21 protein-coding genes, 1 pseudogene and 1 other annotated feature are annotated in these 24,174 nt (G+C 33.8%); of the genes and pseudogenes, 6 read left to right on the plus strand and 16 right to left on the minus strand.

The window, feature by feature from the left end:
- The gene (locus C1Y58_RS01125) at positions 1 to 1,065 is read left to right on the plus strand and encodes an S-layer homology domain-containing protein (RefSeq protein WP_105614152.1); all 1,065 of its coding nucleotides are present in this window, start codon (positions 1 to 3) and stop codon (positions 1,063 to 1,065) included.
- Positions 1,066 to 1,186: 121 nt separating this feature from the next.
- Positions 1,187 to 2,002, plus strand: a complete 816-nt coding sequence (locus C1Y58_RS01130; protein WP_170311479.1) for an endonuclease/exonuclease/phosphatase family protein — start codon at positions 1,187 to 1,189, stop codon at positions 2,000 to 2,002.
- Between the two features lie 32 nt (positions 2,003 to 2,034).
- Here C1Y58_RS01130 and C1Y58_RS01135 read toward each other — a convergent pair whose 3' ends face one another.
- The 13 genes and pseudogenes from C1Y58_RS01135 to C1Y58_RS01190 form a co-directional block, all read right to left on the minus strand.
- On the minus strand, positions 2,035 to 3,036 hold the full coding sequence (locus C1Y58_RS01135; RefSeq protein WP_170311480.1) for a LacI family DNA-binding transcriptional regulator: 1,002 nt from the start codon (positions 3,034 to 3,036) through the stop codon (positions 2,035 to 2,037).
- A gap of 31 nt (positions 3,037 to 3,067) precedes the next feature.
- Positions 3,068 to 3,703: a ComEC/Rec2 family competence protein gene (locus C1Y58_RS01140; protein WP_242985305.1), complete on the minus strand. Its 636-nt coding sequence runs from the start codon at positions 3,701 to 3,703 to the stop codon at positions 3,068 to 3,070.
- 36 nt (positions 3,704 to 3,739) lie between these two features.
- Positions 3,740 to 4,030 (minus strand): annotated as a pseudogene (locus C1Y58_RS27210) (ComEC/Rec2 family competence protein); the annotation flags it as partial.
- Positions 4,031 to 4,051: 21 nt separating this feature from the next.
- The gene (locus C1Y58_RS01145) at positions 4,052 to 4,921 is read right to left on the minus strand and encodes a carbohydrate ABC transporter permease (protein WP_105614156.1); all 870 of its coding nucleotides are present in this window, start codon (positions 4,919 to 4,921) and stop codon (positions 4,052 to 4,054) included.
- Positions 4,922 to 4,986: 65 nt separating this feature from the next.
- On the minus strand, positions 4,987 to 6,264 hold the full coding sequence (locus C1Y58_RS01150; RefSeq protein WP_105614157.1) for an ABC transporter substrate-binding protein: 1,278 nt from the start codon (positions 6,262 to 6,264) through the stop codon (positions 4,987 to 4,989).
- A 36-nt stretch (positions 6,265 to 6,300) separates the two neighbouring features.
- Entirely contained in the window at positions 6,301 to 7,170 is an 870-nt protein-coding gene (locus C1Y58_RS01155; protein WP_157949887.1) for a carbohydrate ABC transporter permease, read from the minus strand.
- Positions 7,171 to 7,601: 431 nt separating this feature from the next.
- Positions 7,602 to 8,105, minus strand: coding sequence for a S4 domain-containing protein (locus C1Y58_RS01160; RefSeq protein WP_105614159.1), 504 nt, complete (start codon positions 8,103 to 8,105; stop codon positions 7,602 to 7,604).
- A 612-nt stretch (positions 8,106 to 8,717) separates the two neighbouring features.
- A complete protein-coding gene (locus tag C1Y58_RS01165; RefSeq protein WP_207655687.1) occupies positions 8,718 to 10,796 on the minus strand; it encodes a DUF5054 domain-containing protein in 2,079 nt (692 codons plus the stop codon).
- 27 nt (positions 10,797 to 10,823) lie between these two features.
- Positions 10,824 to 12,074 (minus strand): CehA/McbA family metallohydrolase, encoded by a 1,251-nt coding sequence (locus C1Y58_RS01170; RefSeq protein ID WP_105614161.1) that lies wholly within the window; start codon positions 12,072 to 12,074, stop codon positions 10,824 to 10,826.
- A gap of 44 nt (positions 12,075 to 12,118) precedes the next feature.
- Positions 12,119 to 13,141 (minus strand): LacI family DNA-binding transcriptional regulator, encoded by a 1,023-nt coding sequence (locus tag C1Y58_RS01175; RefSeq protein ID WP_105614162.1) that lies wholly within the window; start codon positions 13,139 to 13,141, stop codon positions 12,119 to 12,121.
- Positions 13,142 to 13,397: 256 nt separating this feature from the next.
- Positions 13,398 to 15,188: an aspartate--tRNA ligase gene (gene aspS / locus C1Y58_RS01180; protein ID WP_105614163.1), complete on the minus strand. Its 1,791-nt coding sequence runs from the start codon at positions 15,186 to 15,188 to the stop codon at positions 13,398 to 13,400.
- Between the two features lie 58 nt (positions 15,189 to 15,246).
- Complete coding sequence (hisS, locus tag C1Y58_RS01185) at positions 15,247 to 16,506, minus strand: histidine--tRNA ligase (protein WP_105614164.1); 1,260 nt, start codon at positions 16,504 to 16,506, stop codon at positions 15,247 to 15,249.
- Between the two features lie 77 nt (positions 16,507 to 16,583).
- Positions 16,584 to 16,796: a binding site (T-box leader), on the minus strand.
- Between the two features lie 135 nt (positions 16,797 to 16,931).
- A complete protein-coding gene (locus tag C1Y58_RS01190; RefSeq protein ID WP_170311481.1) occupies positions 16,932 to 18,857 on the minus strand; it encodes a hypothetical protein in 1,926 nt (641 codons plus the stop codon).
- Positions 18,858 to 19,012: 155 nt separating this feature from the next.
- On the opposite strand from C1Y58_RS01190, the gene C1Y58_RS01195 reads away from it, so the two are divergent.
- The 4 genes from C1Y58_RS01195 (at position 19,013) to C1Y58_RS01210 (ending at position 21,605) form a co-directional block, all read left to right on the plus strand.
- Positions 19,013 to 19,381 (plus strand): GntR family transcriptional regulator, encoded by a 369-nt coding sequence (locus C1Y58_RS01195; RefSeq protein WP_105614166.1) that lies wholly within the window; start codon positions 19,013 to 19,015, stop codon positions 19,379 to 19,381.
- 1 nt (position 19,382) lies between these two features.
- Positions 19,383 to 20,240: an ATP-binding cassette domain-containing protein gene (locus C1Y58_RS01200; RefSeq protein ID WP_105614167.1), complete on the plus strand. Its 858-nt coding sequence runs from the start codon at positions 19,383 to 19,385 to the stop codon at positions 20,238 to 20,240.
- Positions 20,237 to 20,899, plus strand: coding sequence for a hypothetical protein (locus tag C1Y58_RS01205; protein ID WP_105614168.1), 663 nt, complete (start codon positions 20,237 to 20,239; stop codon positions 20,897 to 20,899). The genes C1Y58_RS01200 and C1Y58_RS01205 overlap by 4 nt, the downstream gene beginning before the upstream one ends.
- 61 nt (positions 20,900 to 20,960) lie before the next feature.
- Positions 20,961 to 21,605, plus strand: coding sequence for an FMN-dependent NADH-azoreductase (locus C1Y58_RS01210; protein ID WP_157949888.1), 645 nt, complete (start codon positions 20,961 to 20,963; stop codon positions 21,603 to 21,605).
- 7 nt (positions 21,606 to 21,612) lie between these two features.
- On the opposite strand, the gene hemZ is transcribed toward C1Y58_RS01210, so the two are convergent.
- Genes hemZ through dtd form a run of 3 tightly spaced genes read right to left on the minus strand, consistent with a single transcriptional unit; the run spans position 21,613 to position 24,152 of the window.
- Positions 21,613 to 23,049, minus strand: a complete 1,437-nt coding sequence (gene hemZ / locus C1Y58_RS01215; RefSeq protein WP_105614170.1) for a coproporphyrinogen dehydrogenase HemZ — start codon at positions 23,047 to 23,049, stop codon at positions 21,613 to 21,615.
- 18 nt (positions 23,050 to 23,067) lie between these two features.
- Positions 23,068 to 23,700 carry an MBL fold metallo-hydrolase gene (locus C1Y58_RS01220; RefSeq protein WP_105614171.1) on the minus strand — a complete coding sequence of 211 codons (633 nt, stop codon included), beginning with the start codon at positions 23,698 to 23,700 and terminating at the stop codon, positions 23,068 to 23,070.
- A 2-nt stretch (positions 23,701 to 23,702) separates the two neighbouring features.
- Entirely contained in the window at positions 23,703 to 24,152 is a 450-nt protein-coding gene (dtd, locus tag C1Y58_RS01225) for a D-aminoacyl-tRNA deacylase (RefSeq protein ID WP_105614172.1), read from the minus strand.
- Between the last annotated feature and the right edge of the window lie 22 nt (positions 24,153 to 24,174).

Here is a 24,174-nt window from a genome sequence, read left to right on the forward strand (position 1 = left end):
ATGAAAAAACTTTTAATAATTATTTTAGCCTTATTACTAACAACTTCTACTCTGCAAGCATCTGATGGGCAACCTTCTACTTGGGCACAAGAAACTGTTACTCAGATGATTAACTTAGGCATTGTACCTGAAAGGTTGCAACACAGTTATCAAGCCCCCATTACAAGAGAAGAATTTGCAGAATTATTAGTCAATACTGTGATAGCAAAGATTAACGAAGAAACAAACTATCCTCTAAGCAAAGAAGATATTCTTAATAACGTTGAACTCAAACAATCCTTTGTCGATGCTGATGAGGATCATATCAAAATAGCTTATATGCTCGGTAGTATCAATGGTATATCGGATACACATTTCGCTCCTGATAATCATATTACACGTCAAGAAGCCTCAACAATGTTAGCTAATACCATCCAATATAATAGTAGACCTTTCTCAAGTAATATGGAAATACTCTTTGAAGATCATGAGAGTATAGCAGATTGGGCTTATGATGGTATCGATCTAACAGTTACTAATTTGCTAATGCAGGGGACAGGTGAAAATTTTGAACCCTTAGAGTTATTTACTAGAGAACAAGCTATTATGACCATGAAAAATTTTTATCTAAAAACTTCAAATAGCTATCTTACTTTAAGAGGTATTGTTCCTGTACCCAATGATTGTATTGAAATGGGGTTTGTTGTAGGAAAAGATTTTGTAGCTGTTAAATATAGTGATCAAAAAGATGCTAGTGCATCTACTTTAAATATATGGAATACTCATTTTAATGATCTGACAAGTAATCCTACCATGAATCAAGCCTATATCACTTTAACTGCTACAAACCTTATTGAAAGTGATCTCATAAGACCTATTGTAAAGCAACAGGACTATTCAGTTATTGATTGTCAGTATATGTACATTGAATATTTCACCGATGAATACCTGATTAATTATGATTTAAGCAGTAAAATAGGTTATGTTAACACTTTCGACGGTCATCAATATAAAGGACGTGGCACAAGATATCTCATCAATATCAATCCATCTATTCATCAATGTGAAACAGGATGCGGGCATTAAGTTGAAGGTACTAGAATCATCTTAAAAAGTATATATTAATCTAGTATTTTATTCTAAAACTTGGTATCATGTAGTTAGTTAATGAAACATAACTTAATTCCAAATGAAAAGAGGTAGTGCTATGAGCAGTACAGGCGAAAAATTAAAGGTAATGACCTTTAATATTCGTTATGATAATAACTGGGATCATGACCATAGTTGGACTTTGAGAAGACAAAATGTTGTTAACAAAATTAAAGAACACCAACCCGATCTACTGGGTGTACAAGAAGCTATGAGACATCAGGTGGATTATCTACTACATATGCTTGACCATTATGATTATGTTGGTGTAGGTAGAGGCGATGGTAAAGACCAAGATGAGTTCGCCGCTATTTTGTATAATAAGAACAGATTAACCATGCTGGACAATCATACCTTTTGGCTATCAGAAACACCTGATAAGGTTGGTAGTATGGGTTGGGATTCAGCTTGTACACGAATATGTACTTGGGCAAAATTTGAAGACAAGTACACAAAAAAAATCTTTTATCATTTTAATACGCATTTTGACCATGAAGGTGAAGTTGCGCAAGTTAATAGCGCTAAGTTAATATTGGATCAAATAAAATCCGTAGCTGATCAAAACCCTGTTATTGTTATGGGCGATTTAAATGTTACTCCAGACTCTATGACTTATAAAACCTTAACCGGACAGCATACAAAGGATATTACTCATTCTACAGCCTTTTTAAGAGATGTTTGTATTGATGAAGAAGGAAATCCGATAACAAAAGGAACTTTCTCGGACTTTGGAAGGGTTAGTCCTTTCAAAATTGATTATATATTTATAAACAATAATATTGAAGTTGACCATTTTATCATTGATGCTGACAATGAAGAAGGTATTTTTACATCTGATCATTTTCCTATTATTGCAGATTTGAAGATGCTATAACAAAAAACCCAAGATACGTCTTGGGTTTTATTTTACTTCATCAATTTTTTCACTGTATCTCTTATCTTAAGTTGGTAATCTAATGTTATCCTTCTCTTCTTTAAATCTTCTCCGTTAATAAGTGTTATCAACATTTCTACAGCTTGTCTTCCTAACTCATATGCAGACTGATGTATCGTCGTTAATGCTGGACTGATAATTGTTGACGTATTAATATTATCAAACCCTACTACGCTTAAATGCTCAGGTATCTTTATTCCTTCTTCCGTTGCACATTTAATCACACCAATGGCAATTTCATCATTATAGCAAACCAACGCTGTTGGTCTATCAGCCATATTCATCATTTTCTTCATTACCTGGTAACCACCTTCAATGGTGTGTTCAGCTTGAAAAACCCATTGATCAATAAGAGGTATTTTATTATCCTTTAGGGCCATTTCAAACCCTTTTTTTCTTTCTTTTGCAATACTTACCTTTTGATTCCCAGCAATATAGCCAATTCGAAGATGACCATTTTTTATGATATATTGAGTCATATCATAAGAGGCACCATAATCATTAATGCCTACAGATGGAATTATCTCGTCAACCATATAATCATTCATCAGAACAATAGGTACCCGATCATGCAATTCTAATAGAGCTTTTTTGCCGATTCTTGGTGTGATAAGAATTGCTCCATCGGCTTTTCCCATCTTTAAAGATTCTAAGTATTTTTGTTCTCTCATCTTATTATTGCTGGTGTTGCCTATGAGAAGATGATATTTATTTTCATAGGCTACATCTTCCATACCTTTTATAGCTTCTGCAAATATAGGGTTACAAATATCGTTCAGAATTGTTATTAATTCATTCGATCGATTCATTCGAAATTCTCTAGCACGTGTGTTAGGTCTGTATTCAAGAACATTTATAGCCTCCATAACCTTTACTCTATTTTTTTCAGATACAGGTCCACTACTATTAATTACTCTTGACACCGTAGCTGTAGAAACACCTGCAAATTCTGCAACTTTCTTTATATTCATCATACAAACCATCCTTTAGCTTCAATACCACTCTTCACAGTTGCTTTTCACAAACAGTTCCGCAAGCGTCTATCTCCAATCTAATTCCCTTATGTATTTTATCAGGTCTCTCTCTATTCTCTGCTGTATAACGCACTTTAGAATGAGGTAATACACTCTCTATAAATTGATGTGTATCAGTACTTGGTAATTCATAAGTGTATTCGTCATCAGCACAAATAACGATGTAAGTTGGATCAATTGACTTCAGATAATCTTTAGATAAATGCGCTCTATCACCGTGGTGGGGTGCTTTTAATATATTAGCTTTGAGTTTTTCTTTAGGTATAAGGGTGTCCCAATAGTCCAATCCTATGTCAGAGGTAAGAAGAGTCTTTCTCCCATTGCAGGATACCATGCAAACTAGGCTACACTTATTCAAATGCTTATCGATTTGTGATAATAATGTATCTATTGAATGCCGATCAGAGTTTATATAGAGTTGATTAATCCTATCTTGAATGAAATCTATGTGATTTATAATAGGTGAATATACCTCTATATGCATATTACCCAATTTACTGCTATGGAACTCTTTAATCACTTTTAGATTGGAGCCTACTTGCTCTTCAAAATGTTGAATTAGCATCTGGTATATTTCTAGAGAAGCTAGCATGTTTTCTTCTCTCATCTTATCATACTTTTGTATGGGCTTAAAGGGTATATCAAATGGACACCATACCTCGTTGATAGGATAGTCCTTGATGATCTCTTTTATCCCCCCTATGTGATCACGATGAGGATGAGTCAATACGAGTAAATCTATTTTCTTTATACCTTGATTGCTTAAATAAGATTTTATATGAATTCTATTAAGGTTCTTATCATATATGATTGATCTATCATCTCCACCATCTATGACCACTGTATATGTAGAATTGGCAATATATCTTATAACAATACATTCACCGAATCCTACATTTAAAAAATCGATGATTACTTTCCCTATCTTGTCAATAGCTAATGCCCCTTTCTAGAATTATCTTAAATCAGACGTACTAATAGCACGTTTTAAATAACCACTTGAAAATAATAAAATCATGAGTACCATTAATATTGCTGCAGCAGCAGAATATCCTGTTTCAAAGTATTTAAAACCATGTCTATAAATATAAAAAGTTATGGTTTCTGTCGCATTACCAGGACCTCCACCAGTCAAAGTATACATTTTGTCAAACACTCTGAATGTATCGATAGTTCTTAGTAAGAGGGCAAGAATAAGACCTGGTTTGAGTAAGGGCAATGTAATATTCCTAAAGCATTGCATCGTATTCGCCCCGAATACTTTAGCACTTTCATATAATTCCAATGGAATCGATTGAAGACTTGCAAGTACCACTAAAAAAACAAAGGGTGTCCACTGCCATATATCTGTAAAGACGATAGAAAATAATGCCCACTTAGTTGAACTTAGCCATTCAACAGGCTGTAAACCAATTTGCTGCAATAAATAATTTAAGATTCCTGTATCATAGGCATACATCATTTTCCACGTTAATGCAACAGTAATAGGTGGGAGTAACATAGGTATCAAAACAATGGCTCTAAATAATTTAATCGCCTTGATTCCTGTATTAAAAAATAATGCAAAGATCATACCTAAAATGAATTCAAAAAAGACTGCGAAGAATACAAACTTAACAGTATTGAACAACGCTACCCAAAAGGTTTCATCTTGTAGAATACGCACATAGTTCTTAAAACCTACGAATATATTATAGTCTTTGAGTAAATCTATTTCTCTAAAGCTTATGTAAAGCGCATAGAAAAATGGATAGATGGTTAATAGTATCAAGATTATTAAAGTCGGTAATAAGAATAAAAATGTTATCTTTTCAGCTTTCCTCATATCAAACCCTCTCTCTTAACGAGGGAGGAAATTCCCTCCCTCTGTATGGTCAACTTTTTGTCTATTTATTGCATAATTTTTTCAATCTCTTCGTTAGCTTTATCTAAACCTTCTTTTATCTCCATTTCTCCAGATACTATTAATGACAAGTACAGACCCCAAGTATCTTCAACTTTACTCCATAATGGTGTTCTTGGACGAGCAACGGAATGTTGCAAAGCATCCAATTGTGCTGGGAAATGACGGTACTTTTCAATTAAGTCTTCATCTTCATAAAGGCTAATTCTTGTAGGTACTCCACCACCAGCTAGAGCCATCTTCTTCTCAGCATCTTTTCCTGTTACCCACTTTAAGAATTCAACTGCTAAATCAGCATTTTTGGATGTTTTAGGTATACCCAATAACCAGTTTCCAATCATAGCTGAAGAGTCATTAACAGCGCCAGGGACAGCAGAAAACTCAATCTTGCCGACTACTTTTGAAGATTCCTCATTATCTACTTTAGAAACCCATGATGGCCACGCTATTGTCATAGCAGCAGTTCCTTGTGTCAATGCAGTTGCAATTTGATCACTATCAAAAGTTTCAACGCCTTTTGGACCTGTTTCTTTTAGATTCAAATACATTTCCATGGATTTGATACCAGCTTCTGAGTTAACTTGTGGCTTCATATCCTCATCTAAAACCTTACCACCATAAGCCCAGAACAGTGGAATATAGTTTGCCACAACAGGATTACCCCTTTGTCCTCGAAGAACATATCCAAAGGTATCTGGTTCTTTCTCTGTTATTACCCTAGAAGCTTCTAATACCTGATCCCATGTTGCAGGTTCATCTAAGCTATACTTCTCAAATAAATCTTTTCGATAAAAAAACATTTGTACATTACCAACTAATGGTAACGCATATAAAGAACCAGAAGCATATGGAACTCTACATAAATCAACAGACTTTTTAATAAAGTCACTATCTACTCCATCCTTAAAATAATCATCAAGTGATAGCAATAATCCTGATTCACCGAACTCAGGCATCCAAGGATCATCCATCATAACCAAGTCATATGCACCGGAATTATTCCGTACATCTAGTACAACCTTCTCTTTAAGTGAGTCATAAGGTAAAGCTGTTATTTTAACTTTTACACCTGTATTTTCTTCATATTCTGCTGCTAGAGTTTCTAAGGCATCTGACATAGACCCTGCTCTTGCAGCTACTACAATTTCGCCACCTTCTGCTCCCTTTTCATCAGGTGACGTTGCTTTTTCACTACATCCAGTCAACATGATTAGCATTAATAATATTGCTGTTAGTCTCGTAAAAATCCCTTTTCTCTTCAACATAATACTCCTCCTTCATTCTTCTCATTAATATATAACTTAACCCTTAACCGCCCCTAGGGTAAGCCCCTTGATTAAATAATCCTGCATGAAAATAACAAATATAATTAATGGTATAACGGATAAGACGCCACCAGCACTCATTGGTCCCCATAACACTAAGTATTCCGTTACAAGACCTGCCAATCCAACAGGTACAGTGGTAAGTTCAGGCGTTTGAATAAAGATCATAGAATATAAAAATTCATTCCATCCCATCATAAATGTAAATATAGCCGTGGCAGCTATCCCTGGTAATACTAATGGAAACACTATCTTGGAGAAAGTATTCCAATGGGTTGATCCATCTACCATGGCACTTTCCTCAATTTCTATTGGTACCTCGTTAAAGAAACTGATTAACATCCATATTGCAAAAGGCAGATTAAATACGATATAGGCTAAAATCAATGCTGTTCTTGTATTCAGTAAATGTATTTTCCCCATGATACTGTACAAGGGTATAACAAAAGTAACAGGTGGAAATACGCGTACCATTAGAATCCAAACCATTAAAAGCCATTTACCTTTAAACTTAAATCTGGACAGGCTATATGCAGCTAATGCACCCACGGCAACTGCAATTAATGTGGATGTAACAGAAACAATCAAACTATTTGACAGAACTTTGTGAAATTCTAAATCAGTAAATAATTTCACATAGTTTTCCAAAGTAAAGTCATGCGGAAAAAAAGTCGGTGTAGTAGAAAACTGTTCAACCCTGTTTTTAAAGGAGTTATTGAGCATCCAATAAACAGGAAACAGTGACCAAATTACAATTATTCCTGCAAAAAAGTACTTAATAATATTTTTGATCAGTAACTTGTGATTAAAATTCATTGTTTGATTATGTGACTTTGTCGTAACCATTTTAAACCCCTTCCCGAAGATCATTTTATTGTTTTCTCCTAGTAACTGTCATTAACCACTCCCTTTTTAAAATAATAATTGAACCCAAACTGTAAACGTTTACAGTTTCATATAAAAAAAATGAAAGGTTATCTCTAAGTGTAAACGTTTTCAGTAATAAATAAAAAAAATGAATAAAGCTAACATAAAGTCTATTGTGTATTTTGGATAGTTTAAGATATTTCAATATAGATTTTTTAGATATTATGAATATTAGGAAAATGTTTATGTAAATAGAATTGCAAGTAATTTGTCTATATTTAGTATAGTACTTCCTATTCATCTTGTCAATATATCCAGAACAAATATTTATAAGTTTTATTTGTAATGCTTATTAATGATCTATTAATAAAAGAAAGTACCAAGTATATACTTAGCACTTTCCATGGATTTTATAACTTTATTAATATATTTGCTTCACCGTTAATGAACGTATTTTTCTTGATCTGCTTATTATTAATGTAAAAATTGCCATCATTAATCATTGTTTTGATTTTTGATCTGCTTAAGTCTTCAACATACTTTGCAAGTAATTTGTCAAGTCTAGTCTTTTCTTTAACATATAGTTGAATCTGTATTGAAGTATAAGCATCATTGATTACTTCAGTGATATTAATTGAATCAATATAACTTGATATACCACCACTTTCTCCAGTTAATTCAGGAGAATTTTCAAGACCTTCATAAGCTTTAAAAATGTCAAGTTTCTTATTCCATGTATGACCCTTTGCACATTTATAAATAGCAAAATGATAAATGTTCTTTCCATTTGCATTTTGTCTTCTTATTTTTGAATCTATAAATACTACTTTTTTGCCACAATTATGGCAATATCGCATTTCTTCTTTAATACTTTCTTCTTCTAATTTCCAATTTAAAAATAATGTTTTCTCCATATTCCTCGCCTCCAAAATTTTTGGAAAGGAATAGGAAAATGGTTGATTTTAATATTGGTAATGTTATCAGCATAAACTTATTCCTTTCGTTTATAGTTCGATATACATTACCTTACGATCTGGTGTCATAAAGTCATTTCCCTCCTTTATATTCACCACTTAAATCTAATCTACTTCTGATATCCAGTTTTTCTATTAAACTTCATCAATGATTTTATTTTCAACCTGTTGATACCACAACAAGATATTGTCTACACAAAAAAAGCTATGAAAAAGGACAGACTCCTAATTCATAGCTTGATATACACAATGAATAAACGATTGTCTAAACAAGAAATAACCAAAGTGATAATGCCTTAACTATTTCAATATTAGAATACCGTTTCATGAAGCTTAGAGAATCCTATTAATCACCAAAAAGAAGCATACAAAAACTAACCCTATTGGGTATCATGATTTAAATGGCTTCTATATTTAATTCATCAATTTTGAATTATTGGTGATTAGGTTTCATATTCTCGTTACCTCCATGGTAATTAAAACTTATATCAAAAATATTATATGAAAAATATCTTCAAATGTCAATATTAATATTCTAAAGTACGATTATCCTCAACTGTATTGGATAGAAAAACGGAAAAGACTATCCTCATCATACCACATTGGGAAATTAGTTCCCCATACGTTATTGTAGAGATTAATATAAAAGCCATTATTCAAGTCAGCTACTTGATTATCAAACTTCAAGATCTTAGGTTCACCTACTGCTACTAAAGGAGCATCTAAGGTTTCAATCATTACACGCTTTTCTTCATTGTAATAAACCCCACTTTTAATAGCATGAAGATTTCGATTACCATTAGATACAACATCCAGTGGTGATATGTGTTTACCCATTTTATCCATATACCATTGATGACTGTCTTTAACGAATGGATTAAATTGTATCCACAGTGCTTCTGGTAATCTGTTAGCGTCTTTTTCATACCATTCAAGAGCCACATCTATTTTGTTTTTGACTTTATCAAACCTATAAGTAATAATAACTTTTCTAGGACATCCATATTCTTCACTGCTTATAGGATCAAATTTGAGTAAGAGTCTAATTTGATCATCTACTTTTACTATCTCTTGGACTGTTGGTAAAAATCTTTTATTTTTAGTAGTATTCTTTAATAAATCCATACCTGGTTTATTGAAATCAGCTGTTGCCCACTGGTACGTTTTTTCTAGATTACACATATAGTGTTCAAACCAATAGTCATAATCATCAACACCATATGCTTCATACATAATATTCCCCAGTGGATGCTTAGCATCACACCATTGATAGCCATCTGGATCAACAAGATAGTCAATGGTACCATCCTCTAGAAACTTAACTGAGAAACCATTTATCTTATAACATACATTGGTTTCCAAAACTTCTCCATTCAGATCACTAATAGTAGGTGTGAGCATTTCTATATGTTTGCTAACTTCCAGTTTCTTGTCTTCACTTAACGCATCTATCGCTTGCTCAATATACTGACGTTGTTCTTTCCATGCACTCTCATAGAAACTATAACTGGACTTCTCCGTTAGATGATCCATACCGCTGCTTGTCTCTTCCTTCTCATTTAAAGCAAATAAACGAATGTACTTATACTTCTCAGGAACAGCATCTTCATCTAAAATATCATCTTGGCGAGCACGTTTAAAGTCCTCTTTTAAATAGTTTTTAAAGTCAGCCAAATGTTTTTTTAAGTCCAAAGCCCAAGTATGTTCAGGTATCATAATCAACTTTTCTAAAAAGCGATTATATTCATTACTGCCTTTAATCAATCGTCCTTCCCTTATCCATTCCTCTTTTAAACGAAGTAACTCTCGGTAATATGCTACTTTTTTAGGATCTGTTCCAACTCCATGTATCCAGGTATCACCGATTTCTTCAGTTACAACAGGCAGTTGATCTCTGACAGCCCATAGTTGCTCAGCAAATGCGTTTAATGTTGATGCAGTCACTTCATACCCTTCATACTTAGTCTGTAACCCATTAAAATTAGCTAGAACATCCTCTTTAGAAGGTGGTCCAGTATTATCACCTGTATTAGCAAAAGTTAATATATCTTCTACAAAATCCACATCCAGTACTTCACCGTATGTTGCTGCATAATTGACAATAATTTCAGTGCCAGTTTCCTCATCACGCCACAAGAACAGCTTAGGTACATCAGGATTTTTGCTGGTTGGATTAACACCTATGTGAAGATACTGTATGCCATGGCTCTGTAAAAGAGGTATAATCGCCTTGGTATGACCTGGTACATCTGTCATTTTTCCCGCAATCGTTGTCTTACCAAAACGCTTATCGAGTTTTTGGGAAATGGATAAACCAAACTCAAATAATTCTTGATCCATTAACTCTGTATGGGTAGTGAAAGGCAGGGCATGCCAACTGATCCATCCTTTTTTAATACACTCTTCCATTCGCTTAACTTCTTCAGCACTTTGGCGTCTTAAGAATTCCTGTATCAACCAAGAACCCGTTGTCCAAACGAATACAGGTGGCTCCCCTGATTGATTGAGTGCTTCTGCTAAATCCAGCGCTTTAATAATAAAATGATTCGTATACTGTTCTACCACATCCTTTGCAAGATTAGTAAAACCAATATCTAAATGGGTTTTATAAATAACATGAACTTTTTTCAATTCTATTTCCTCCAGTCTAAAACAAGTTTATCGAATGTAGATTGGATTACTCACTGCAGCAAGTAAATAATCTCCTACTTCTTCGAAATAACGCCATACTTCCACTCTTAAGAATTGTAATCCAATGCCTTTAAAGCCTTCCTCAAACTCTTTTTCATCTTTAACAATATGACTACACTCTATTTGTTGATCTGAAATTACTTGAACTTGATCATTAGTAGCTAAACCATCGCATTTTATTAGGATTTCTTCTGTATCGGTTATGGTATCTCCCATCATTTTTTCATCACTTTGCAACTCAATTGTTGGTCCAGATGGGCTATAACTCATAAAAACATGTCCTTTCTTTATAGCATCCAATATGGCTTCGATTGACTTTTCATAACACCATACATTGGTTGTTGGTTTCCCATGCTGTATATAGGGATGAGGTCGATGAACATCACTACCACCAATAATAGGCAACTGCTTACCAGCCTTTAGTTGCTCATGCCACCATTTTAAAGTCTTTGCATTACCACATGCAGAAAATGGACCATTCCATAATTCTACTAGATCATGGGGTACATCAAATCCAAAATGCCATCCACACAGTTCATCCATAGGGTGATTTAAACTTACGACTGCCCCCATAGCCATGGCTTCCTTTATAACTTTTTTAACATCCTCACTTTGATGACATCTAAAATCTTTTATGGATTTTGTAATGCCAAGAAAATTACAATGACCATAATTAGTGGTTAATTCCATTCCAGGAATAAAGATAACCTTATCACTCTGTAGTTCATAACTATTTTGAGTGACAGCATTATGGTCTGTCGTAGCAATGAAGTCTAACCCATTATCAGCGGCAATATTTTCTACTTCACTTAACATATACTTTCCATCACTATGTACTGAATGACTATGGAAGTCACCCTTTAACCACCTGTGATGATGGTGATATAAATCAATGGACAGACTGACATGACAACCTTCTTCTGGCACTTTATAAGCTCCCAATAATATTGCCCAATCAGCATTCTTTATAGGTCCTTTTTGATACCCTGGTGTTGCAAAACTTTTGGTGATACAGAACCCGTCACGCGCTCCGCCACTCCATCCTCGTACCCCTTCTTCATCCTTAATACCTAAGTCAATACAAGATCCATCACCATCAACATGCATTGTTACTTCAATCTTTTCTACATCTCTAACTTGAAAAGGTACTTCTATATATTGTTTTTCAAATGTCTTGTCTATTTGCTTAACAATCTTTAATACGGACTTTTTTGTCATTACTACCCTCCTTACTTACACTGCTCCTATTTGTGTTTTTCTTTCTACCCTACTTTTTTAGGACCTGTCGATCCATTTATTTTTATTTCCGAAGAAATAAATACCCTCTTCAATACTTTCTTTTCAGAATTAATCTGCTCAATCAACATTTTCACAGCTTCTTCTCCTAAAACTGAAGGGTTTAAATCCATTTCCGTTAAAGATGGATCAAAACCATAAGTATTGCCATCACTAAAAACAGCCACGGATAGATCATCAGGAATTGTTAGACCCAACTCCCTAACTGCATCATATATCCCTCCTACAACTTTACCGCTATCCGCAATAATTGCTGTAATATTTTTATTTTCTTCAAGAGCTTTTTTTGCATATAGATAGCCGTATTCAATAGAATTCATGTCATCAGGTTTATACTTTAGTAATTCTAGGTTTGGCGTTTGATTGCTACCAAGCACAGCAAGTTTGTAACCCTTTTCCCTATCATGACTAACTGTTTTATCCTGAGGTGCATTAAGAAACAGTATTTCTCTATGCCCTAACTCAATGAGATGATTTGTCAAATTTTCAGCAGTACTTACATTATCATTATCCACATAAGACACCATTTTTTCATATTTCTTTGGTGGTTTTCCAATTAAGATTAAAGGAATATTTTTCTCTATTCTTTCTTTTATTCGTTTGTCATCCTCAGCAGGGTCTAGCAAAATATCTCCATCAACTGGGTCTGCTGCTATAAATTCTGTCTTACTATTGAACCTAGATGCCAATGCATTAACCAAAACCCGATACCCTTTAGCATAACAACCCTTGAGTACACCGTTTAATAAGGATAAATGAAAACTACTTAATTTCACATTTTCTCCCTGCATACACAAACCAATAATTCTTGTCTCTCTCGTAACCAAACTTTTTGCAAAATAGTTAGGTTTGTAATGGAGTTCCTTAGCTACCTCCAAGACTTTCTTTTGTACTTCTTCACTGATAGGACGCTTCCCACTAAAAACATTCGATACTGTTGCTTTGGAAACACCTGCCCGTTGAGCTACATCATTAATCGTTACCCTCATAATCTACCTCTTTCTATAGGCATATTCATTAAACCGTTTTACTTATTATTATCATGACACTCTGATTTTAATTTCAACTTATATCACTTTATTCTTTATATACCATAATTATATAACTTATTATCTAGAATTATATATACTTAAACTCTCCAAAAATCATTAAACCGTTTTAATGATTTTATTATATCACTGAAATTTATAATTATCAACAAAAAAAACACTTCCCAAATGGAAGTGTTTTTCTATATATACTGTATTAATCAATCTTATCAATTTTTAAAGCTAATTCTTCTAACTGCTTATCTTCAACTAAACCAGGAGCTTCAGTCATTAAGCAAGAAGCATCTTTCACCTTAGGGAAAGCAATAACTTCACGGATGCTCTCTGAACCACTTAATAACATAGCAATACGGTCTAAACCATAAGCCAATCCACCATGAGGTGGTACACCATATTTGAAAGCATTTAATAAGAAACCAAATCTTTCGTATGCTTCTTCTTTAGAGAAACCTAATGCTTCAAACATTTTTTCTTGGACTTCTCTTTGGTGAATTCTTATTGATCCACCACCAATTTCACAACCGTTTAAGCATAGGTCATAGGCTTTGGCATTAACTTTACCAGGGTCTGTATCTAGTAAAGGAAGATCTTCTTCATTAGGACATGTAAATGGGTGATGTTTTGCTACAAAACGATTAGCATCTTCGTTCCACTCAAGTAGTGGGAAATCAGTTACCCAAACAAACTTAAACTCATCAGAATCTAAGTATCCTAAACGTTTTGCAATCTCTAATCTTAACTCGCCTAATGTTCGGTAAACAACTTCATTTTTATCAGCTATGAAGAGAATAAGGTCTCCTGGCTCTGCTTTTACTTCGGCTAAAATATTTTGTACCGTTTCTTCTGAAAGGAACTTAGTAATTGCTGATTTAAGACTTCCATCTTCATTAACTGCAATCCAAGCCATTCCTTTAGCACCGAAAGTTTTTGCAAATTCACCTAACCAGTCAATTTGTCTTCTTGGTAAACTAGCACATGTCTTCGCATTAATAGCTCTGACACTTCCGCCACTTTCGATAGCACCGTCAAATACTTTAAATCCGCAACCTTTAACGACTTCTGATAAATCAACAAGTTCTAGATCAAATCGAATATCCGGCTTATCTGAACCGTAACGGTCCATTGCTTCTTGATATGTGATACGCTTTATAGGTAATTCAATATCTTGATTCATTACTTCTTTAAAGATTTTTTGCATTAATCTTTCATTCACATCGATAACATCATCAACATCTACAAATGATAACTCCATATCAATTTGTGTAAACTCAGGTTGACGGTCAGCTCTTAAATCTTCATCTCTAAAGCATTTAACAATTTGATAATAACGGTCGTAACCTGATAACATCAATAATTGTTTAAAGATTTGGGGTGATTGAGGTAATGCGTAGAAGTTACCAGGATGTACTCTACTTGGTACTAAGTAATCTCTAGCACCTTCTGGAGTAGATTTTGTAAGCATTGGTGTCTCAATATCTAAGAAACCTTCCTCATTTAAAAACTCTCTAGTTATTCTTGCAATATCATGACGCATCATCATCTTTCTTTGTTGATCAGGTCTTCTAAGATCTAAATATCTATACTTTAAACGTAACTCTTCACGTACATCTGTATCTTCTTCAATTTGGAAAGGTGGTGTCTCTGCATCTGATAATATTCTAAGTGTCGTTGCTCTTACTTCAATCTTACCTGTCTTTAAATTCGCATTAATCGTCTCTTCAGAACGAGGTTCTACATCACCTTCTACTGCGATAACATATTCACTTCTGATTTTTTCAGCTTTTTCGAATCCAGCTTCTCCAATACTATCTCTATCGAATACAACTTGTAATAAGCCTGTTCTATCCCTTAAGTCAACAAAGATAACACCGCCTAAGTCACGTCTTTTTTGTACCCAACCCATGATGGTAATTTTATCATTAAGATTTTGTTCGCTCACCTCTGTACAACGGTGCGTTCTTTTTAAACCTAACATTGATTCGCTCATTATTATCCCTCCTGATTATATATTATTTTTACTAATTTCCATTTATTTTAATTTCTTATTATCTAGCTTTCTTGAAGTCTTCTACAAAATTATCAATTGTCACTTCATGCAAATCGCCAGTTTCCATATTCTTAATTGTGGCCTTATTTTGCTCAATCTCGTCGTCACCAAGAATAACTGAGAATTCTGCGCCAATCTTATTAGCGTACTTCATTTGAGCTTTTACACTTCTACCAATAATATCACCTTCTGCAGAAATACCAGCTTGTCGTAAATGATAAATGATACCTTGTGACTTAATACCTGCATTATCGCCAAGTGATCCAATGTAGATATCACGGTGAGCTTTATAAGTTTCTTCACCTTGCTCAGCTTTCATAACCATAACCAAACGTTCCATACCTACTCCAAAACCTACTGCTGGCATTGGCTTTCCACCACATTCTTCAATGAGTTTATCGTAGCGCCCACCACCACAAACTGTACCTTGTGAACCAATATCATTAGAAATAAATTCAAATACTGTTCTTGTATAGTAATCAAGCCCTCTAACAATATTAGGATCTACGATATAAGCAATTCCCATACTATCAAGTATGCTTTGAAGCTTTTTAAAATGAGCTTTACACTCTTCATCAAGAACATCTAATACTGCAGGAGCACCCTTTAATATTTCTTGACACCCTTCATTCTTACAATCTAAAGTTCTTAATGGATTTTTCTCAAAACGCTCTTGACATGTTGGACATAAATTTTCTAGATTGTCTTTAATAAAACTTTTAAGAGTTTCATTATATTTCTTACGACATTCAGGACCGCCTAAGGAATTGATGTGTAATTCAACCTTATTGATACCAACACGGTCAAGTAATGCCTTTGCAATTGCAATAACTTCAGCATCAGCTGCTGGTTCTTCTGACCCAAATAGTTCTACACCAAATTGATGAAACTGACGAAAACGACCTGCTTGTGGTCTTTCGTAACGAAAGGCTGGTGTAATATAATAGAGTTTTGTTGGTTGAGCACCAGCAAATAGTTTATTTTCAAGAAAAGCTCTTGCTACTCCAGCTGTTCCTTCAGGCTTAAGGGTAATATCACGATCACCTTTATCTTTAAAACTATACATTTCTTTTTGAACGATATCAGTTGTTTCACCTACACCTCTTTGAAATAACTCGGTATGTTCAAACATAGGTGTTCTGATCTCTTCAAAACCAAAGTCTTCCGTTAATTTTCTAATTACTTGTTCAACTTTTCGCCATGTTTTCACTTGATCACCATAAAGATCTTGCGTACCTCTAGGCGCTTTTGTAATCATACCATTTCCTCCTACCCATATTTAAGTTGTATATAAAACCTTTTTACGCATCAAAAAATCCCTGACAGAAAATCTCTGTCAGGGACGAATATATCCGTGGTGCCACCCTGTTTAAAGCATTCACCATGCTTTATCTCAAGAGTCCTTTAACGGGGACAAATCGTATTACCTTTTCAGTAATCGCTCCAAGGTGTCTTTCAGTTAACATTCTATCAAGAAGCTTCCAGTCTACGACTTCTTTCCCTGTTCATAGAAAATAGCTAACTTACTCTTCTCTTCCTCGCTTTAGCGTGTTATAGTTATTTATTAATTTTATTGGTATTCGACCACTTTGTCAAGTACTAATTTAATATTTATATATGTTCCCCATATTTTTCATCTTCTATTCTGACTTTTAATAGAATATAGACAAGTTATATGACTGATTAAGTAATTGGTAGTATGTAGTAGTCATTCGCATAATAAATACGCTTACCGTCAGTCGATAGACCAATAACATTTCCATCACCAATTTTGGTGACTTCATTGTTTGTTAGGTCATATAGAAAGAGTTCATCAAAATCACTAAAGACCATACGATGATCGTCAATGAACAAAGGTGAACTTAAATAACGTCCATCTATTGTACACCTGTCTTCTCCTTTGATGATATAATAATCATGTGGTATACCCCAACTATAGTAATCATCATACTTTTGAAGTAGTTTGATAGAATACCTACTGTCCATTTTTAGTGCAAATGCATCTTTCTCAAAGACTTCTGTTTCATTGGTTAAAATATTGGTTTTCATCAAATCAACTTTTACATCTGTTGAGAATTGATCTCCAGTTGCTTGGTCATAGATAATTTCTTCATTAGAAAACCATTGGACATCAATGACATCAAATCCACCAAAAGCAGCTGCCTGAATAAATTGAATAGGCTCTTCATTACGATATATGAGATTACCAGATAAATCATATACAACTATATAGCCATCAATAACACAACTTATTTTATCCTTATTAGGCGATAAACTTATATCAGTTAATCCAATATTTTTTACGTCGTGTTCTATCTTAACTATGTTACTCTCCTCTTTTGTATGTAAATTATAGTTGCTTAAAGTTTCAGTTGCATGATCAAAGTAAATGACATTTTCATTATCTACCATGACCCCATCTCCCCACGGTGCTAAGGATAAACAATAGGGTAAGTTAAGCTGATCAAGCGTTTCAAGTTGATCATCATCTAATGAGTAAACATAGTTATGTACTTTATCAGTAAGCAATATATAGTTCCCGACACTATTTTGCCTCATGATAGCATACTGAATATCATGTAAAGTCACTTCTGATTGAGAACTACCAGTATCAATATCATAACTCATAATCCTAACGGCTGGTTTCGTAGAGAAGTACAGCCCATTTCCAATTGGGAAACCATTGGTATCTTCAGACATATGAAAATCTAAAGCATACAAATAATCCTCAGCTATAAAACTTTCAATGTTGATACGTAATGCATGATTATTGACCCAAATCATATCATATTGAGATCCTTTTAATTTATCAACAATGATAGCTTCCACACTTTCTTGATTAACAAAGTTTGAAAATTTGATTTCAATGATCTTTGGCTCATCTGTTAAGAGCAATTCAGCATTAATAACATCAGGTGTATCCGTACCATCAGGATAATGCCACTGTTTATCTAAACCCATTACTAAAAAATCAGCTGTGGTTCCAGGTATTACTTCTATTAATAATTCTTTTGTTCCATCAAGAATTTTTCCTTCTAAAGGTATCTTAATACTATGTAACCCTGTATCATTGATATTTATCAATAGTCGATTGTCAAAGCTTCTTATATCTTTATAACCAGCATTCATTTCAATAAATTCATGTACAAAGTTATCTTTGACAACTTCGTTATAGGATAATGCTACAGTAATGTTATCACCATAAAACGGAAACTGTATCTTATCTGCTTCCTTTAATACTACATCCATGTCATAAGATAAATAACCTTTATCTGTACTTATACGCACTTTTGGATACTGATCTTTTATTTCATACTCCTCTGAAATGTATATTTCTTCAACTTCTACATTAGCTGCCTCTTCTACTATAGCAAAGTCTTCACTTTTAAGGTCTTGAATCTCTTCACTAAATTCTATCCTTAACTCTTCCACTTCATCTTCTTTAATTATCTCTTTTTTGTCATTATCTTTCTTACCTTCATCATCGGATTGCAATTCATTGATAATATTGACTGCTTCATCATCAATATTCCTTTGATTAACACTTGAACAGCTCATGAGTAGGAGTGGTAATGCAAGCCAAAATAAAGACTTAAAGTATTTCATCATCTGTACCTCCAATAAACTATTATTTCTCCATCTCGCACTATGCATATTATACTAGTAAACCCAATAAATAGCAAATACTATCAAACCTATTGACAATGATATTAGTTAGTGGTATAGTTGGTTACATAAGTAACTAACCAACTAAGGTGGTGTTTATGAAACTAGATGTTAATTCAACTACGCCAATTTATATTCAAGTTGCTGAAATGATTGAAACGATGATTTTGGATGGTAGTCTAAATGAAGGAGATCAAATTCCATCTACAAATCAACTCGCAGCAATGTATACCCTGAATCCTGCCACAGTACGAAAAGGTTTTAATTTACTAACAGATCAAGGTATCATTTATAAAAAGAGAGGGCTAGGTATGTTTGTAAAAGAAGGGTCAAAGGAACAAATAAAAGAACAACGTAAAGAACAGTTTTATCAAGATTACATTTTAAAGATGTTAAGCGAGAGTGTAAAACTAGGTATTAATAAAACACAAATCATTGAAATGATTCAAAACAGTGAGGTGAATTAAGATGAGTTCATTAATTACTTGTAGCCATGTTTCAAAAAAATATGATAAAGATTTTTTCGCCTTAAAAGATGTTAATCTCTCTTTTGAAAAGGGTAAGATTTATGGTTTAATTGGTAGAAATGGTGCTGGTAAAACCACATTATTAAAGGCATTAATCCAGCAACTATTTCCAACAAACGGGGAAATAAGGTTAACAGATGATATCAAAGTATGTCTATCCCGTGACTATCAGCATTTTTTCCTTAAACAAAAATGTTCTGCCATTCTCCAACTAGCTAGAGAGATGTATCCTAAATGGGATAAAGATTTTGAGAAAGAGCTTATCAAACAACTTCAGTTTCCATATAAAAAAGTATATGAAAAAATATCTCGCGGTAATCAAAATATGCTCAGTATCATTATTGCTCTTTGTAGTAAGGCAGATATTATCCTTCTAGATGAGCCCTATACAGGATTAGACCCTGTTAATCGTAAAATCATCTATCAACATATAATACAACTTAATGAAGAGGAAGATATTACTTTTATCATATCCAGTCACCTGATTACTGAACTAGAAAACATGCTTCAACAGGTTATCATGATTGATTCTGGTCAGGTCATTATAGATGATGAATTAGAAGCAGTTAAAAGTAAAGCTTTTCGCTTCACTGGTGTAGAAGAAATACTCAATAAAGAATTAAAAGGGTTGAACATCATTGCTCGTGAAAAGTTAGGGAATCAACTAATCATTGATGTCTACGACTTTATTGATGAAAATACATTAGGCACACTAGAAAAAGTAGGAATTCATGTATCACTTCTGGATTTACAAGAACTTATGGTTGGTCTTACAATGAAAGGAGGGGCTTTAATATGAAATTAATAATGACACTTAATAAAGCTATTTTACGGGAATTATTCCTCCCTTTCACCATATGCTTAGGCAGTTTCTTAGCTGTATGGGTCGGCTTATATATTACTGGTTTAATGAATTTAGAAGACCTTACTAGCAGTATCGGTGGTTCTTTGATCAATGTATTTTTGATCTTCTCTATGATTTTAATATTTGATTTTTTAAGTACAAAGAGTAGAATATTGATTACACTTAATTATGATCGAGGGTTTATTGCCAAATATAACTTAGTGCTACATTTATTGCTTATTCTTATTAATAGCCTCATCATTATAAGTGGTGTAGCCTTTACAAGCTTCATAGTAATTAATGGTGAAGTCTTATCAGAAACAACCTATAGTTTTACTGGCAATTTCTTGACAGCATTTATTGCATTGTTGTTACTAATTGATTATATTAGCACAATAATTTGTGTTTTCATTAACTATGGAAAAACATCAGGTTTCTTATATTTGACAGCCACCCTAATCATTATCGGTTTTATCCTTATTCAGTACACCTCAACACTCTATAGCTTTTACAATCAATCTCCTTTAATTTTTAGTCTCATTATAGGTACATTATGCTTACTTATGGAAGTATTTATTTACCGGGAAATAAAGCATTTTGAAATAAAAAGATAAAATATAGATTGAAGAAATGTTTTTTGCTCATACTAACTCTATACTCAAAGGAGTGGTTAGTATGAGCAAAACTGTTTTGTACATTGCTGCAAACTCTAAACCAGAAGAATTATCTATCTCTAAGACAGTAGCAAGAAAATTTATCAATACCTATAAAAACGCATATCCTGATGATGTCCTTGAAGAACTGGACTTGTATTATGCTGGTATCCCTGAAATGAAGTATGAATACTTTTCTGAGCGATCTACGTTGGTCGAAGGTGAGGCTTTTGAAAAGCTTTCATCGGAAGAAAAGATTAACGTAAAAAAAATTAAAGACCTTAGTGATCAATTTGTTAAAGCTGATAAATATATCATAGCAGCTCCAATGTGGTCCATGTCTTTTCCAGCAATCTTAAAACGTTATATTGACTGTGTCATGATTAATGGTAAGACATTAAAGATTAATGAAAAAGAAATTGACCCTCTACTGGATGACAAGCCAAGAAGCTTATTATTTATTCAATCATCTGGTGGGGTTTATCCCTTTTTTATTAACTGGAAAGTTAATCATGGCTATGAGTACATCAAAGATATTACAAAAGGGATTGGCATTTCTCATTTTGACAAAATATTGGTACAAGGAACTGCTCAATATGAAAACGGACCAGATGTTGCAATTGATAAGGCCATCAGTCAATTTGAAGAGGTTCTTAGAACATTTTAAGGATAGCCTAATGGCTATCCTTAAAAAATTTATGTTTACGTTCTATCATTTCATCAATTCGTTTAATATAGTGTTCAAAATTCTTAACATTTTCAATTCGTTGTATTTTTTTATCACCTGTATGAATAAGCTTTGTGACAGCCCCTGCTCCCACAGCAATGATATTCTCTTTTTCTTCTATTATCTCAATGTTATAGATACTTTCTTTCCCAGGTAAAGCATAACCGACGTTTTCGAAATTACCTACCATGTTCTTTTGTCTATACATATAATAGGGTTTCATACCTAATTCTAATGCACTTTGACGCGTTAGCTTAAGCATGTTTTCAACGTCACGACCTTGAGCCATGATCTCTTCAAGAGGAAGCTCTTTGAGTTTTGAAGCCCTCTTTACAGCCATTGTATGAACAGTTATACTATCAGGTCTTAATTCCTGTAGTTCCTTCAATGTTAAGTGAACATCATTATAGTTTTCCTCGGGTAACCCCAATATAATATCCATATTAATGTTATCAAAGCCCAATTTGCGTGCTAAATAAAAACACTCTTTTATATCCTCTACAGAGTGCTTCCTCCCAATGAGATCTAAGGTCTTTTGATTCATGGTCTGAGGATTAATGGAAATACGATCAACATTGTATTTCTTTATGACTTCTAGTTTTTCTTTAGTGATTGTATCAGGTCTCCCTGCCTCAACTGTGAACTCGTTAATATCTGATAGATCATAAACTGTGGTTAGATGCTTTAGGAGACGATCGAGCTGAGTAGCCGATAGAGAAGTAGGTGTTCCTCCGCCAATATATATTGAACGTAAAGGTTTACCTTTCATTATATTGTGAACGGCATCGATTTCCTTAATAAGTGCCCCTACGTAGGCATCTAAGTGTTTTGAAAATTTCTCTAGAGAATATGAGGTAAAGGAGCAATACAAGCATTTTGTAGGACAAAATGGTATCCCTATATAAAGACTATATTCATCTTTCTTATTTAGCTTAATTACACCCATCTCAGTTGTTGCTACTTCTAGCATGAGATCAATTTTTTCTGTGGAGATGCAATACTCATTTGTCAAAATTGCTGTAATATCCTCTATGCTTCTCCCACGATCCATCAAATCAAGAATAATCTTTGTCGGTCGAATTCCAGTTAAAATACCCCATGGCATACGCTTACCTAAATATTGACTAAGAGCTTTATATACCGTAAATTTAAGAAGGCGTTTAGCCTTCTTCCTATCAGTTGTCTTATTAACATCATGATTATAGGTTGATACAACTTGACAACCCTTTATAATATTACACCTATACATAGTGTCGGACATGATTGCTTCTATCTGCAAATCACTATTTTGTTCCATACTAATTTCCTCTAAAGGGTAAAATAGCTTAATTAACATTTTCATTTCATAGTCAAAATCATTACCAATTAACTTTAGATTAATCATGTCAATCTCCCTCAGAATTTATCTCAAGAAAGGATTATTGGTTTTCTCATAACCAATAGAAGTTGAAGGTCCATGCCCAGCATAAACAATAACTTCATCAGGTAAAATCAATAACTTCTCTTTTATGTTATTCGCTAAATCCCCAGGACTACCATCATAAAGATCTGTACGTCCAATAGAATCTCTAAACAATGTATCGCCAGCTATTAATAGTTTATCCTTTTCATTGTAATAGCAAATGCTAGCTCTTGTATGACCTGGCACTTTAATCACCTTAACAGTCGACTCACCAACCTGGATCTCATCACCTTCCCTAACAACTTGATCAGCTGTAAAGGATTCTGAGTCTTTCATTAGAACACTCATTAAGCTCAAATCAGGGTTGTAGAGGTATTCTTCTTCATCAGCATGAATAATAATTTTGGCACCAAGTGCATCTCTCACTTTAACAGTGTCCATAATATGATCATAATGACCGTGGGTTATTAGTATGCGATCAACTTTCCATCCATAATCACTTATCATGTTAATGATACGCTCACCTTCATCACCTGGATCAACAATTACTGCTTCGTTGGTTGCTTCATCAATCAAAATATAGCAATTGGTTTGCAACATACCTACTGGTAATACCTTAACTATCATACTCATTATTAAAACTCCTTATCACTATCCAATAATAAAGTTACAGGACCATCGTTAGTTAATGTTACTTCCATGTGAGCTCTAAACTGTCCTGTTTGAACAGTGACATAACTCTCTTTAGCTTTATCAATAAATTGATTAAATAGTCCTTCTGCCTCTACAACAGGTGCTCCAGTTGAATAACTTGGTCTTCTACCCTTACGACAGTCACCATAAAGTGTAAAGTTAGGTACAATGAGCAGACCACCCTTTACATCACTAAGAGACAAGTTCATTTTATCATTCTCGTCTTCAAATATTCTCAGTTTTGTAATTTTCTCAAGCATATATTCCATGGTTTTTTCATCGTCTCCCTGTTTAAATCCAACTAAAACCATGATTCCTTTTTCAATCTTGCCAATAATTTGATCTTCAACAACAACTTGTGCATGACTAACTCTTTGTATCACTGCTCGCATCATGTACCTCCAAATACTAAAA

Origin of the sequence: Vallitalea okinawensis (assembly GCF_002964605.1) — a bacterium.
In the GTDB taxonomy this organism is placed as follows: Bacteria; Bacillota; Clostridia; order Lachnospirales; family PQDH01; genus Vallitalea_A; species Vallitalea_A okinawensis.